Origin of the sequence: Nonomuraea sp. B1E8 (assembly GCF_039871515.1) — a bacterium.
GTDB lineage: Bacteria > Actinomycetota > Actinomycetes > Streptosporangiales > Streptosporangiaceae > Nonomuraea.
This window is the reverse complement of sequence record NZ_JBDPLS010000001.1, coordinates 1,672,526-1,682,639: the sequence shown is the minus strand read 5'-3', so window position 1 is coordinate 1,682,639 and position 10,114 is coordinate 1,672,526. Positions and strand designations below refer to the sequence as shown.

The window sequence follows — 10,114 nt, the reverse complement described above, 5'->3', positions numbered from 1 at the left end:
GCCGACAGGAGTCGAACCCGTAACCGCCTTATCCGTAGCCAGGCCAAGGCCGACCGGTGGCAAGGTTTGCCGCCTGACCCGGAGGCGGGCTCATCATCCCGCAGCGGTCTATTCTGGCGATTGGGCGTTCCGAACCCGCCGCCGGCGACACGAGTACGCCGGCCACCTACATCAGGCCTTGACCAGCGTTTTCAGGGCGGAAGAGTTCAGCTGTATCGGTACCGTGAAGGCGTAACGGCTTGGAGGTCAACGATGTCCACCCCGCATCAAGACAGCGAGGCACTGATCCCTCGCCCGCCACTGACCACCGCCGCCCTCAGGGCAGCAGTTGCACAGATCGCGCCAGCCTATCTCGGCCAGTTTGTCGACCACCTCGATCAGGCGACAGAGCAGGCGGCGCGGCAGAGCACCGTGGCACCTCTGCTGAACTTCTTGCAGCAATGGGGTGAGTTTGTGGCGATTCAGCGCTATCCGGCCCGAGCGGCCCGTCTGCGTACATTGGAGGCAAAGGTCGCCGCCGCGACCGACAGAGTGAAGTTGGACTCGGCCTTGGCCGAAATCAACAAGATCACGACATCCGCGCGCCGAGAGGCCGTCGGTGAGTGACGCCTGGACCTGGGAGTACAACCCCGACGCCGAGCATGTCATCGCTGGGCTTCCTCCCACCGTCATCCTTGAGGTTGAACGGCTTGCCGACCAGCTCGCAGTCCTCGGGAGGGATGCGGTCCACGCCGGTAGAGGCCCGTTGCATGGAGCAGGTCTTCGGACGCTTGATCTGTTCGGCGGCCGCGGGTTCCTCACCTTCATCATCGCGGAGCATCTGCGCCTTGTGCTGATCGTTCGCGTTACCTGGAGTGATTGACGCGACCTCGCACCGGCCACGAGGCGCGGCGCAGCAACAGGTACATCGCCCCATCGGGCTCGTTCACGCCGTCCGGGTAGTCAATCGCACCCACCCGCCAACAACCATCGCCGACCTCTCGGCTTTCGTGTTCCCGAGGGTGTGTCCAGTCAGTGGCGTGCGCCGTGAGGTGATGTGCGCGGTCTGCGGGCTAGCGTCGGCGTCCAGGCCGCTGACGTACGTCTCCCAGTTCTTCAGCTTCCACGCAATCGCAGCGCACCCACACCACCGCCGCATCGATGCCCCAAGCCGCGCATCGGTTGGTCAGCCGCGACACCCAATCCGAGTCGACCAGCTCAGCGACGAACGGCGCGGACAAGATGGCCGAAGTACCGACCTTGAGATTGTCGAAGGCGGCCTCCATCAGGCACCGGTACTCCAACGGCCGGACCTCACCCAGGTACAACTCGGTGTGCCGTCATGCGGGTCACCGCCGAGCGAGACGAGCAGCCATGGCGCGTCTGACCGCTGAATCAAACGGTTAAGCCTTGAGGGCGTTGCTGTACAACGCTGCTGTACGAGATCCAAAAAGGCCCTCCGGGATCATCCCGAAGGGCTTTTGAGCTGGAGCGCGGCCGACAGGAGTCGAACCCGTAACCTTCTGATCCGTAGGGGAAGAGTCATTGTGCTGCTCTTATGGACTTGACCAGCATGAATGCCGGACAGGAGTCCGCCTCGTTCGAGAGTGTGGGAAGACATTGGGAAAAGGCCCACACCAGACCGCCGCTGCGAAGCACTGAGACGCTTTCTAACAAGACCAACTTTGTCGCGATGTATGGCGTCGGTCTCCAGTCGTTCGCCCCGCACGATGCTTCTCAGCGTGCCCTCATTTGCTGCCGTAGGCTCACTTCGATGTGGCAGAGCAGCTTGGCTCCTCAACCCGTCCCGGGGCACTCCTGCTGCATCGAACCGCCCAGGCGTACCGTGGCTGCGGTAGTCCACCGATAGACCCACTCGGGAGCCAACACGCGGTCTTGCACGATGAGGGCAACGTCGGTGACTGAGGCGGACGCGGGATCAACTTGGCCCATGGCTTCTAGTGCTTCCCTATAGATCGCGGCGGGCCCTGAGGTGTTCACATAAGCAATACTTACATGTGGCCGGAACCCTGTGCTTTGTTCATGTGCTGTCGGCACCTTTTCGCGGCCCAGCACGTTCGCAATGCCACTCCGAATTGCACGCCACACCTCATGTACAGGTTCTGCTGGCGTAGGTGGGAGAACGATAGCCTCTCCAATGATGGCAGTTTTTCCGAACGTCAGCTGAAAAGCTGGGACGGTTTCGAGTTCTAGTGTTACAGCCGTCACAATCTCATCTATCTGGCTCTGGGTAAGCTCATCGGCGAACGCAACCCCTTGGATTGTCAGGTGAAGCCACTGTGTGGGAACTGGATCGAGGCCTTGCAGACCGCTAAGGGTGGCTTGATAGCGCTCAACGAGCCGATGAAGCTCAGGTGCGTGCTCGAATGTGAGATGCCAGGTGTAGACCAGACGTCCGGGATGCCAGCCCTCGCGAGGCCACCAATGGTTCCGCACCTCTGCGGCTTCTTGAAGTTCGCTCATTATGGCCTCATACCTCTGATGGCATTTCAGGTGCGACGGCTTCTTGTGAGATCGAGTAGTCATCCATGATGACGATTCGATCGGCTGGCCAAATCGATTCAGACACTTCTAGAACGGTGCCATCCTCAGCGCTGGCCGTATGGATGACATGGACCACATGGCTACCTTGAACCAGTCCCAAGGTTGATGCTTCTTCCGGGGTCGAGCTACGAGCTATCCATCGGTCTCGGGCGTAGTGATATTTCTTTCCGCTTAGGTCTTCCATGCAGAGGAAAAGCGCCTTGGGGGTTACTTTGGCCTCTTCAAGAAAGGTGTCCCCTGCGATGGTTGATGGCATGTAGCTTGCCCCGATTTCTTCGGGCTTATTGGTTTCCTTATCGTACAGAACGCGCCGTCGTGTAACTACCTCATCGCCCTCTTGAATCCCCATCGCATCAGCAATTCGTGCTGGTGCGCCTTCACGTCCAGCGAACACGATGTCGTGTCGCAAATGTGAAGTCAAAAGCTGCTGATCGCTGCGAGCGCGGCCGTATCGATGACGAGAACGCCGCTCAAGTCGGCGAACCTGCTTGACGAACGTGCCGATTCCGTGGCGCGACTCCACCAAACCTTCGGCGCGAAGCACTCCGAGAGCCTGGCGCACGGTCGGCGCGCTGACCTTGAAGCGCTCTACCAGCGCTGTCTCGGCGGGAAGTCGATCCTCTGGACGTAGCGTCCCATCGCGAATCTCTCGCCGAAGCTCATCGGCGATTCGCTGGTACTTCGGCGCGAAGCTCCCTAGCCCTGATGTCACCTGGCACACCCCTTGCGGTCGGAACGGTAAGGCATCTGTGACCCACTCTAGTCCTCAAGAGGACTTGACGACTACCTCGGTGCGGTGCCAGGCTGCTCTCAGCAAGTCCTAATGAGGACCTGAAGACAGGAACTCACTAGGACTACTGCTCGGCCGGAAGACCTGGGAAGGCGGCGCAAGCCGCACGCCGACGGGCTGGAGCACACGCCACTTGACAAGAGAATCCGCGCCGCCGCCTCGCACCGAAAAGGCGGCCTACCAGGGGAAACGCCCTGTGTAACTTCTGCTTTGTCCCCGCCAACGGTGGTGCATCTCTGCCAGCTGGCCCGACTGCTCTCGCCGTTGCTGATTGAAGGGATAGATCACTCGTGTACTCCGAACGCAAACCGCTGCGTCGCTTCCTGCTGTTCGTGCTCGTCGGCTTCGCTCTGGTGTTCGTGGTGCGACAGCCCGACAAGGCTGCCGTGGCCACGACCCACGCCTTCAACGGGTTGATGGCGGTGGCCGACGCTCTGGCGTCGTTCGCCGGCAACCTCGGTTAGGCCCTGGCCAGATGCCTGCCGTTGAGATCGTGTCGTTCGGCTACCTGCACGGTGAGCCGCCGCCCGCGCATCTGACTATTGACCTGCGGCATCACTTCAAGGATCCGCACGTGTCGCCCGAGCTGCGCTACATGACCGCGCACGATGAACGGGTGCGCACCACGGTGCTGGGCACGCCCGGCATCGCCGACCTGTTGGCGGCCACCGCCGCCGCCGTGGCCGCGTTCCTGTCCGGCCCGAGCGCTGGCCCCGTCACCGTGGCCGATGGCTGTGCCGGAGGGCGGCACCGCGCCCCTGTCTTCGCTCAGCATCTGGCCAACCGGCTGCGCCGCGACGGCCTGTCGGTCACCCTGCATCACCGCGACCTGGACAAGCCCGTCGTCCAGCGCTGAACCGTTCACTCCGGGGGCGGCCCCGAATCCGCCAAGACACGAGCCGCCCCCTTCACTCCACACAAGGAGCATCACCATGATGACCCGCTTCGATGGCATGACCAAGTCCGACTACTGCCCGTCCGACTGCCGTAACGGCATGATCTGGAACCCCGGTTCCGGCCCGTATCCGTGCCCGATCTGCCAGGGCAACAACGGCGCCGTGAAGGCCGGCAAATGAGCGCCGACCTGCCGGTGACGCATCCAGCGCTCGCGCTGCTGGCCGCGATCACCGAGGATATGCCGCGGCACCTGGCCGATGAGGCCGCGTGCCAGTTCGACCCCGAGTTGCACACCGGCCCGGACGCATTCACCGACGAGCCCGCCGACGAGCGGGCCGCGCGGGAGCAGGTGGCCCGTGAGGTGTGCGCGGGCTGCCCGGTGTGGGCCTCGTGCCTGTTCTCCGCGCTGGACACGCGTCCGGCGTCGGGGATCTGGGCAGGGCTGACGCCCGAGGAACTCCGCGAGATGGCCGCGCCGGTGTCACCGGATGCGGTGCGGGGGGTGGCGTGATGGATGTCCGCTACTTCACCGTCACGGCGCCGGCGCCGTGCAACAAGTCCGGGACCGCGCGGATCACCGTGCGCACCGGCGGCTCCTACCCGGTGTACCTGTGCGTCGGCAACAACCGCGCCGGCATGTCCGCCGATGAGGCGTGGGCGCTGTGGGTGGCGCTCGGCAACGCCCTGGCCGCCAGCTTCGGCCCTGCCCCGGACTGGGCCGCCACCCAGCAGGACGGGGGCAGGTCGTGATGGCAACCGTCGAGAACACCCACAGCGAGGATGCCCGCTTCACCTTCGGGCTGGTCAGTGACATTGTGCGTGCGCTGGAAACGCACGGGTACCGGCTTCCCCCTGAGGACGGACCCCGACACCGCGCGCTGGGAGAGACGCTGGCGAGGCTGGCCGAGGTGACACGCGTCTTTGAGGGAGGCGTGTCGTGAGCCGCATCCTGGCCCGATTCTTCGACCCGACCGGCCAGCGGTACGGGTTGCCGTCCTGGCCGTGGCAGATGGCACCCGCTCACCTGCTCACGATGCGCCAGCTGGCCGCGCGAGGGCTTCGCCCCGGTGGCCAGGAGGCGCAGGGACAGATCCTGTGGGCCTCGCGCCGCTACCGCGCCCGCGGTGGGGTGCGCGCGGCCTACCTGTATGACGTCCGGCTGGCGCTGCCCAAGCGCACCCCGACCGCCCGGCAGCGTGCCGCGTTGGGCAAGGCCCTGGCCGCCCGCCGCACCTGCCCCGACTGCACGCGCGACGTGGGCTATGTGCTGGCCCGCCACCTCGGTATCTGCAACGACTGCGCTGAAAGGAGCGCCGCCGCATGACCACCGCCCCGGCCAATAACACGGGCAACGCCCCGTCCATCAACGGCGCGAGTCCTGAGCGGGCCACCCGCGCCCTGTTCGTGGTCATCACTGTGCAGACCGCCTGCGGGGAGGTGTCCACCAGCAGCCTCGACCTGATCGTCCCTGTCGGCATGCGCCACCTGGACCTGCTGACGCACGTGCTGAAGGAGCGCATCCCCGAGCACCTGCGCGGCAAGTGCGTCGTGCTGCACTACTCCGTTCACCCGGCGGTGGTCACATGAAGACCACCCGCCGGCGCGACTGGTGGACGATCGGCGGTGTCGGTGTGGTGGCCGCCGCCGCGGTCATCGCCTCCTTCACCGCCCAAGCCGGACTAGGCCGTCTGGCCGGATGGGATGCCGCCCTGGCCTTGCCCGGCGGTCTCGAGGTCTCGCTGTCGTGGCTGCTGCCGTTGTGCGTGGACGCCTACGGCGCGGTGGCCACCCGGATTACCGTCAACGCCAAGTACAGCGCTGAGACCCGCAAGCACGCGCTGATCCACGCGGTCGGCGCGGTGGTGGTGTCCATCATCGGCAACGCCATCTACCACGCGCTGGAAGCAGGGGTGCTGCACCTGGGCAGCTCCCGGTGGGTGCTGGTGGTGGCGGTCAGCATGGTGCCGCCGGTGGCGCTCGGTGCGCTGGCTCACCTGATGGCCTTGTGCGCCCGTGACGACACCACCGAACCGGCGTCGTCGGAATCGGCACCCGCCGCATCCCCGGCCCGTACGGACGGCGCGCCTACGGCAGAGCCGTCCCGTCCGACGGGCGTCAGGGAGGAACCCGTACGGGTGGAGCACGTGACGCGCGTGCCGCACACGCCCCGTACGGGTCTGGCGCCGCGTGCGGTGGCCGCCGCCCGTACGGGCGTGGTCGAGCTGGCCACCGTACGGGCCGACCGTACGGAGCGGACGGAACGTGTGGATCGTACGGCCTTCATCGCCGATCTCGCACGCCAGATCCGTACAGCCGAAGCAGACGGCAACCGGTGGGAACCGGACTACGACGAGCTTGAGACCCGTTCCGGCTATCGCCGCTCGTGGTGTGAGAAGGCCGTACGGGACGCGCGGGCGCTGGCCGCCCACGACAAGCCGCCCGCTGCTGAGACCCTGACCAGGACCACCCACAACGCCGACGCCAACGACGCTGACGAGCACACCGGCCACGGCGCCAGTGAGAATGAGGTGGCCCAGTGAGCCGCCGCCGCAACGTCCTGGAACTGCTGGTGGGGAACCTGGTCACCCTCATCCCACTGTCTGCCACGGTCGGGCTGCTAGCCGCTGAGCTGACCCCGTGGCCCCCCTCGGTGGCGGTGTGGCTGTCCGGCTTCACCGCCGGGTTGATGACCGCCCCGCTGACCCGAGTCTGTCTCGCCGTGCTGGCCGTACGGATGTCACGTCCCGCCCCTGCCCGTACGGCCACCCGCACAGGCGGCAAGCGTACGGGTGGCCGTACGCGACGCGGGGGGCGGTGACGGTCATGACTGAACCGCACACGGTGTACGTCATCACTGACGCACCGCCCCGTACGGCCGCCGCTGGCTCCGGCCGCGCCCGTCCCGTAGGTCCGGCCGGTGTGCTGGCGCGTACGGCCGTGGCGGTGGCCGCGCTGCTGCTGGTGTCCGGGCTGATTCCGGATGTGTACGGCTTGCGCTGGTGGCTGTACGGGGCGGTGCTCGGCTGGCTGGTCTGGCCATGGCTGGCCCGTATGCGAGCGTTCGCCGCCCTGCTGTTCGGCGCGCTCGACGCGCTGCTGGCCGCCGTGCTCGGCACCCGCCGCCTGGTCTACCTGGCCGCGCTGCTGCGCCAGGCCGTACGCGAAACCCGCACCTCGGCCCGGCCCGCCGACGACAACGGCGCCGGCCGCAACGACGACGATGCCGCTTCTCCGGAAGGACAACCTTCATGAGCACTCCCGACAACAACACCGCCAAGCCCGGACGCAGCCGCATCCCCGAACTGTCGTCCATCCCATGGCAAGGCCCTTCAGCGATCACCCGCTACGCCCAGGTCGGCCGCAACCTCGCCCGTGACCTCGGAGAAGAGTTCGCCCTCGGCAGCGATGAGCTGTACGCGGTGCTGATCCGCAGCTTCAAAGGCCACCCGGTGCTCAGCGTGTTCGGCGCCCCGGACGTGCGCCGCCGCGCCCGCCGCGTGGTCAAACGCCTCAAGCGCGCCGCCGAACTCCAGCGCGGCGCCGGAGTGGAGCTGGTGAAGTTCCACGCCCAGTTCCGCAAGGAGTTCGTGGAAGTGCTGCCGCCGGCCAAGCCCGAAAACCGGCGTCCGGAGTTCAACTGGAAGGAGGAAGCCTGATGGCCCGCACCACCACCCCGCCGACGCCCGCGACGCTGCCCGCAGTCCCGGACTCCAACTCCTGGGAGCAGGTGGCCACCCGCGAGGTGTCCAAGGCGCTGCTGTACTTCCCGCCCTGGCTCGTCGGCGTGCTGCTGTTCGGCCTCGGCGCCGCCTTCCACTTCACCCTCGCCAGCGACGACCCGCAGACCATCGCCTGGACCACCGCACTCATCATGACGTGCGTGCTCGTGCTGACCGCGCTGACCTGGCGCCAGTCGCACGCCCGCAGCCTGACCGGACGCGCGCACACCACGCTGACCACCCTCGCGGGTGGGCTGTGGGTATGCGCGGCCACCATCAACGGCCCCGCCAGCACCGTCACCGGGCGACTGATCCTGATCGGCGGGGTGGCGTTCGCGCTGTCGTTCAACATCCGCACCGTCATCCGCGCCAAGCAGATCGACGTGGGCGGCGCGGCAGCCGACCCGCTGGGGTTCCTGTTCGGCCGCGGCGCTGAGAAGGCCGGCATGCCCTCGGTGCAGGCCCGCACCATCCAGGCATCCGCGCACAAGGTGACCGGCGAAGTCCAGCTCGCGGAGGGCCGTCAGATCGCTGACGACCTGCAAAAGAAGGTGCCCTACGTCGAATCGGGGATCGGGCTGCCGCCCGGCTCCATCGTCACCAGCGTTGATCCCGACGACGCGAGCAAGGCCAAGGTGGTCATCTCCGACCCGCGGGTGATGAAGCAGCCGATCGCTTGGCCCGGCCCGTCGCGCGTCGGCGCCTCGATCGCTGAGCCGGTGCGGCCCGGCCTGTGGCAGGACCTGGACGAAGTCGCCTATGTCATCGTCGGCCACCACGTGCAGATCATGGGCAAGACCGGCGCCGGCAAGTCCATCGGCGGCGCCTGGAACCTGCTGGGAGAGATCGTCACCCGCTCCGACGTGGCCGTGTTCGCCATCGACATCACCAAAGGTGAGCAGACGCTCGGCCCGCTCACGGCCGCCCTGCACCGGCTGGAGACCACCAAGGAAGGCGCCAAGGACCTGCTGACCGAGATGCAGGCCAACATCAAGCCGCGCACCGACCTACTGTCGGCCAAGGGCCTGCAGAAGTGGGCCGAAGGGTGCGGGCTCACCTACTGGGTGCTGTGGCTGGAGGAATTCCCCGACATCTACGACGCCCTGACCGACAAGCAGCAAGAACAGTTCCTGTCGCTGATCAAGGCGATCCGCAGCGCGGGCGGCACCGTCGTGCTCAGCCTTCAGCGCAGCGACTGGACCCAGATGCCCACGATCGCCCGCGGCCAGCTGGCCAAGATGTGCTTCGGCGTCGATTCGGCCGCCGATGCCACCTTCGGCCTGTCCGAGGCCCAGGAAGACGCCGGGTGCCGGCCCGAGCTGTGGAGCAACAAGCAGCCCGGCATGGCCTACCTCGATGCCCCGTCCATTCCTGATGACCGGATCACGATGCCGATGCGAACCTACGCCTGGGGCATGAGCGCCGCCGGCGCCTTCGACGACGAACGCGCCAACGACCAGATGCGCGCCCATGCCGCCGCTTTCCCCGCTGTCCATAAGCAGATCGACCCGATGACCGCCGGCTTGTCCCGGCTGGCCGCCAGCGCGCTGGCCGCACCCGCCCCGCTCCCGGCCCTCAACGACGGCGCCGCTGATCCGGCCGACGACGACGACTCCGACGACGATGAGGAGGTGCGCAACGTCGCAGGCGAGTACCTGAACACCGACGATCCCGACCCCGAGGTGAGCGTCAGCCTGGATGACGAGATCACCGATTTCCCCGAAGGGGAACCGCCGCTGACCTTCGCCCCGCCCGAGCCCAAGATGACCCCGGAGCAGCGCGGCGCGGCGCTCATGGAGCGCCTGCACGAGCTGTGGGACGACGGCGCCCGCGACGTCGGCACCGGGGACTTCAAAGTCCTGTGGGAGACCACCGACATCTCCCGCGCCTGGTTCCAGAAGCAGATGAAGCGGCTGTCGGAGGCCGGCATCATCGGCGCCTACGACGACGACCGGCAGCGCTACCTGATGGAGCACCGGCCCGAACTGCCCTGACCCCCGCAAGATCCCGTGGCCCCCCTTCCGGGGCCACGGGCGGGGGCTGGGGGAGAGAGTTACAGCTCAGAGCAGGGGCCACAGCGCGTGGCCCCCCACTGTGGCCCCCTCGTGGCCCCTGCGTGGCCCCCGCTTCTGTTGAGGCGTGGCCCCCTTCGTGGCCCCCTCAA

General features: G+C 66.8%; 18 protein-coding genes. 15 read left to right on the top strand and 3 right to left on the bottom strand.

Annotated elements, in window-relative coordinates; genetic code table 11:
• Positions 1-252 precede the first annotated feature (252 nt).
• The gene (locus ABGA98_RS08140) at positions 253-606 is read left to right on the top strand and encodes a hypothetical protein (protein ID WP_347617528.1); all 354 of its coding nucleotides are present in this window, start codon (positions 253-255) and stop codon (positions 604-606) included.
• Positions 599-862, top strand: a complete 264-nt coding sequence (locus ABGA98_RS08135) for a hypothetical protein (protein WP_336217088.1) — start codon at positions 599-601, stop codon at positions 860-862. Before ABGA98_RS08140 ends, ABGA98_RS08135 begins: the two co-directional genes overlap by 8 nt.
• Positions 863-1,052: 190 nt before the next feature.
• Here ABGA98_RS08135 and ABGA98_RS08130 read toward each other — a convergent pair whose 3' ends face one another.
• The 3 genes from ABGA98_RS08130 to ABGA98_RS08120 all read right to left on the bottom strand — a co-directional run bounded on the left by ABGA98_RS08130 (position 1,053) and on the right by ABGA98_RS08120 (position 3,256).
• Positions 1,053-1,265 (bottom strand): hypothetical protein, encoded by a 213-nt coding sequence (locus tag ABGA98_RS08130; protein ID WP_347617527.1) that lies wholly within the window; start codon positions 1,263-1,265, stop codon positions 1,053-1,055.
• A gap of 511 nt (positions 1,266-1,776) precedes the next feature.
• Positions 1,777-2,463, bottom strand: coding sequence for a 2'-5' RNA ligase family protein (locus tag ABGA98_RS08125; RefSeq protein WP_347617526.1), 687 nt, complete (start codon positions 2,461-2,463; stop codon positions 1,777-1,779).
• Between the two features lie 7 nt (positions 2,464-2,470).
• Positions 2,471-3,256 carry a GntR family transcriptional regulator gene (locus tag ABGA98_RS08120; RefSeq protein ID WP_347617525.1) on the bottom strand — a complete coding sequence of 262 codons (786 nt, stop codon included), beginning with the start codon at positions 3,254-3,256 and terminating at the stop codon, positions 2,471-2,473.
• 368 nt (positions 3,257-3,624) lie between these two features.
• Between ABGA98_RS08120 and ABGA98_RS08115 the strand changes: the two genes are divergently transcribed.
• The 13 genes from ABGA98_RS08115 to ABGA98_RS08055 all read left to right on the top strand — a co-directional run bounded on the left by ABGA98_RS08115 (position 3,625) and on the right by ABGA98_RS08055 (position 9,944).
• Complete coding sequence (locus ABGA98_RS08115; protein WP_347617524.1) at positions 3,625-3,798, top strand: hypothetical protein; 174 nt, start codon at positions 3,625-3,627, stop codon at positions 3,796-3,798.
• 29 nt (positions 3,799-3,827) lie between these two features.
• Positions 3,828-4,190 carry an RNase adapter RapZ gene (locus ABGA98_RS08110; protein WP_347617523.1) on the top strand — a complete coding sequence of 121 codons (363 nt, stop codon included), beginning with the start codon at positions 3,828-3,830 and terminating at the stop codon, positions 4,188-4,190.
• Between the two features lie 76 nt (positions 4,191-4,266).
• Positions 4,267-4,410 (top strand): hypothetical protein, encoded by a 144-nt coding sequence (locus ABGA98_RS08105; RefSeq protein ID WP_347617522.1) that lies wholly within the window; start codon positions 4,267-4,269, stop codon positions 4,408-4,410.
• Entirely contained in the window at positions 4,407-4,742 is a 336-nt protein-coding gene (locus ABGA98_RS08100) for a WhiB family transcriptional regulator (protein WP_347617521.1), read from the top strand. Before ABGA98_RS08105 ends, ABGA98_RS08100 begins: the two co-directional genes overlap by 4 nt.
• A complete protein-coding gene (locus ABGA98_RS08095; RefSeq protein WP_347617520.1) occupies positions 4,742-4,981 on the top strand; it encodes a hypothetical protein in 240 nt (79 codons plus the stop codon). Before ABGA98_RS08100 ends, ABGA98_RS08095 begins: the two co-directional genes overlap by 1 nt.
• Positions 4,981-5,172 carry a hypothetical protein gene (locus ABGA98_RS08090; RefSeq protein WP_347617519.1) on the top strand — a complete coding sequence of 64 codons (192 nt, stop codon included), beginning with the start codon at positions 4,981-4,983 and terminating at the stop codon, positions 5,170-5,172. Before ABGA98_RS08095 ends, ABGA98_RS08090 begins: the two co-directional genes overlap by 1 nt.
• Positions 5,169-5,555: an RRQRL motif-containing zinc-binding protein gene (locus ABGA98_RS08085; RefSeq protein WP_347617518.1), complete on the top strand. Its 387-nt coding sequence runs from the start codon at positions 5,169-5,171 to the stop codon at positions 5,553-5,555. Before ABGA98_RS08090 ends, ABGA98_RS08085 begins: the two co-directional genes overlap by 4 nt.
• The gene (locus ABGA98_RS08080; RefSeq protein WP_347617517.1) at positions 5,552-5,818 is read left to right on the top strand and encodes a hypothetical protein; all 267 of its coding nucleotides are present in this window, start codon (positions 5,552-5,554) and stop codon (positions 5,816-5,818) included. Before ABGA98_RS08085 ends, ABGA98_RS08080 begins: the two co-directional genes overlap by 4 nt.
• Positions 5,815-6,771 carry a hypothetical protein gene (locus ABGA98_RS08075; protein ID WP_347617516.1) on the top strand — a complete coding sequence of 319 codons (957 nt, stop codon included), beginning with the start codon at positions 5,815-5,817 and terminating at the stop codon, positions 6,769-6,771. Before ABGA98_RS08080 ends, ABGA98_RS08075 begins: the two co-directional genes overlap by 4 nt.
• A complete protein-coding gene (locus tag ABGA98_RS08070; protein WP_347617515.1) occupies positions 6,768-7,049 on the top strand; it encodes a hypothetical protein in 282 nt (93 codons plus the stop codon). The genes ABGA98_RS08075 and ABGA98_RS08070 overlap by 4 nt, the downstream gene beginning before the upstream one ends.
• 5 nt (positions 7,050-7,054) lie before the next feature.
• The gene (locus ABGA98_RS08065) at positions 7,055-7,483 is read left to right on the top strand and encodes a hypothetical protein (protein WP_347617514.1); all 429 of its coding nucleotides are present in this window, start codon (positions 7,055-7,057) and stop codon (positions 7,481-7,483) included.
• Positions 7,480-7,887 carry a hypothetical protein gene (locus ABGA98_RS08060; RefSeq protein ID WP_347617513.1) on the top strand — a complete coding sequence of 136 codons (408 nt, stop codon included), beginning with the start codon at positions 7,480-7,482 and terminating at the stop codon, positions 7,885-7,887. The genes ABGA98_RS08065 and ABGA98_RS08060 overlap by 4 nt, the downstream gene beginning before the upstream one ends.
• Positions 7,887-9,944 (top strand): hypothetical protein, encoded by a 2,058-nt coding sequence (locus ABGA98_RS08055; RefSeq protein WP_347617512.1) that lies wholly within the window; start codon positions 7,887-7,889, stop codon positions 9,942-9,944. Before ABGA98_RS08060 ends, ABGA98_RS08055 begins: the two co-directional genes overlap by 1 nt.
• Positions 9,945-10,114: the final 170 nt, after the last annotated feature.

Excerpts from the sequence above, each read along its gene's own strand:
- ABGA98_RS08140 (WP_347617528.1), top strand. The coding sequence starts at position 253 with ATGTCCACCCCGCATCAAGACAGCGAGGCACTGATCCCTCGCCCGCCA.
- ABGA98_RS08130 (WP_347617527.1), bottom strand. The coding sequence starts at position 1,265 with ATGGAGGCCGCCTTCGACAATCTCAAGGTCGGTACTTCGGCCATCTTG.
- ABGA98_RS08125 (WP_347617526.1), bottom strand. The coding sequence starts at position 2,463 with ATGAGCGAACTTCAAGAAGCCGCAGAGGTGCGGAACCATTGGTGGCCT.
- ABGA98_RS08105 (WP_347617522.1), top strand. The coding sequence starts at position 4,267 with ATGATGACCCGCTTCGATGGCATGACCAAGTCCGACTACTGCCCGTCC.
- ABGA98_RS08100 (WP_347617521.1), top strand. The coding sequence starts at position 4,407 with ATGAGCGCCGACCTGCCGGTGACGCATCCAGCGCTCGCGCTGCTGGCC.
- ABGA98_RS08095 (WP_347617520.1), top strand. The coding sequence starts at position 4,742 with ATGGATGTCCGCTACTTCACCGTCACGGCGCCGGCGCCGTGCAACAAG.
- ABGA98_RS08090 (WP_347617519.1), top strand. The coding sequence starts at position 4,981 with ATGGCAACCGTCGAGAACACCCACAGCGAGGATGCCCGCTTCACCTTC.
- ABGA98_RS08080 (WP_347617517.1), top strand. The coding sequence starts at position 5,552 with ATGACCACCGCCCCGGCCAATAACACGGGCAACGCCCCGTCCATCAAC.
- ABGA98_RS08075 (WP_347617516.1), top strand. The coding sequence starts at position 5,815 with ATGAAGACCACCCGCCGGCGCGACTGGTGGACGATCGGCGGTGTCGGT.
- ABGA98_RS08065 (WP_347617514.1), top strand. The coding sequence starts at position 7,055 with ATGACTGAACCGCACACGGTGTACGTCATCACTGACGCACCGCCCCGT.
- ABGA98_RS08060 (WP_347617513.1), top strand. The coding sequence starts at position 7,480 with ATGAGCACTCCCGACAACAACACCGCCAAGCCCGGACGCAGCCGCATC.
- ABGA98_RS08055 (WP_347617512.1), top strand. The coding sequence starts at position 7,887 with ATGGCCCGCACCACCACCCCGCCGACGCCCGCGACGCTGCCCGCAGTC.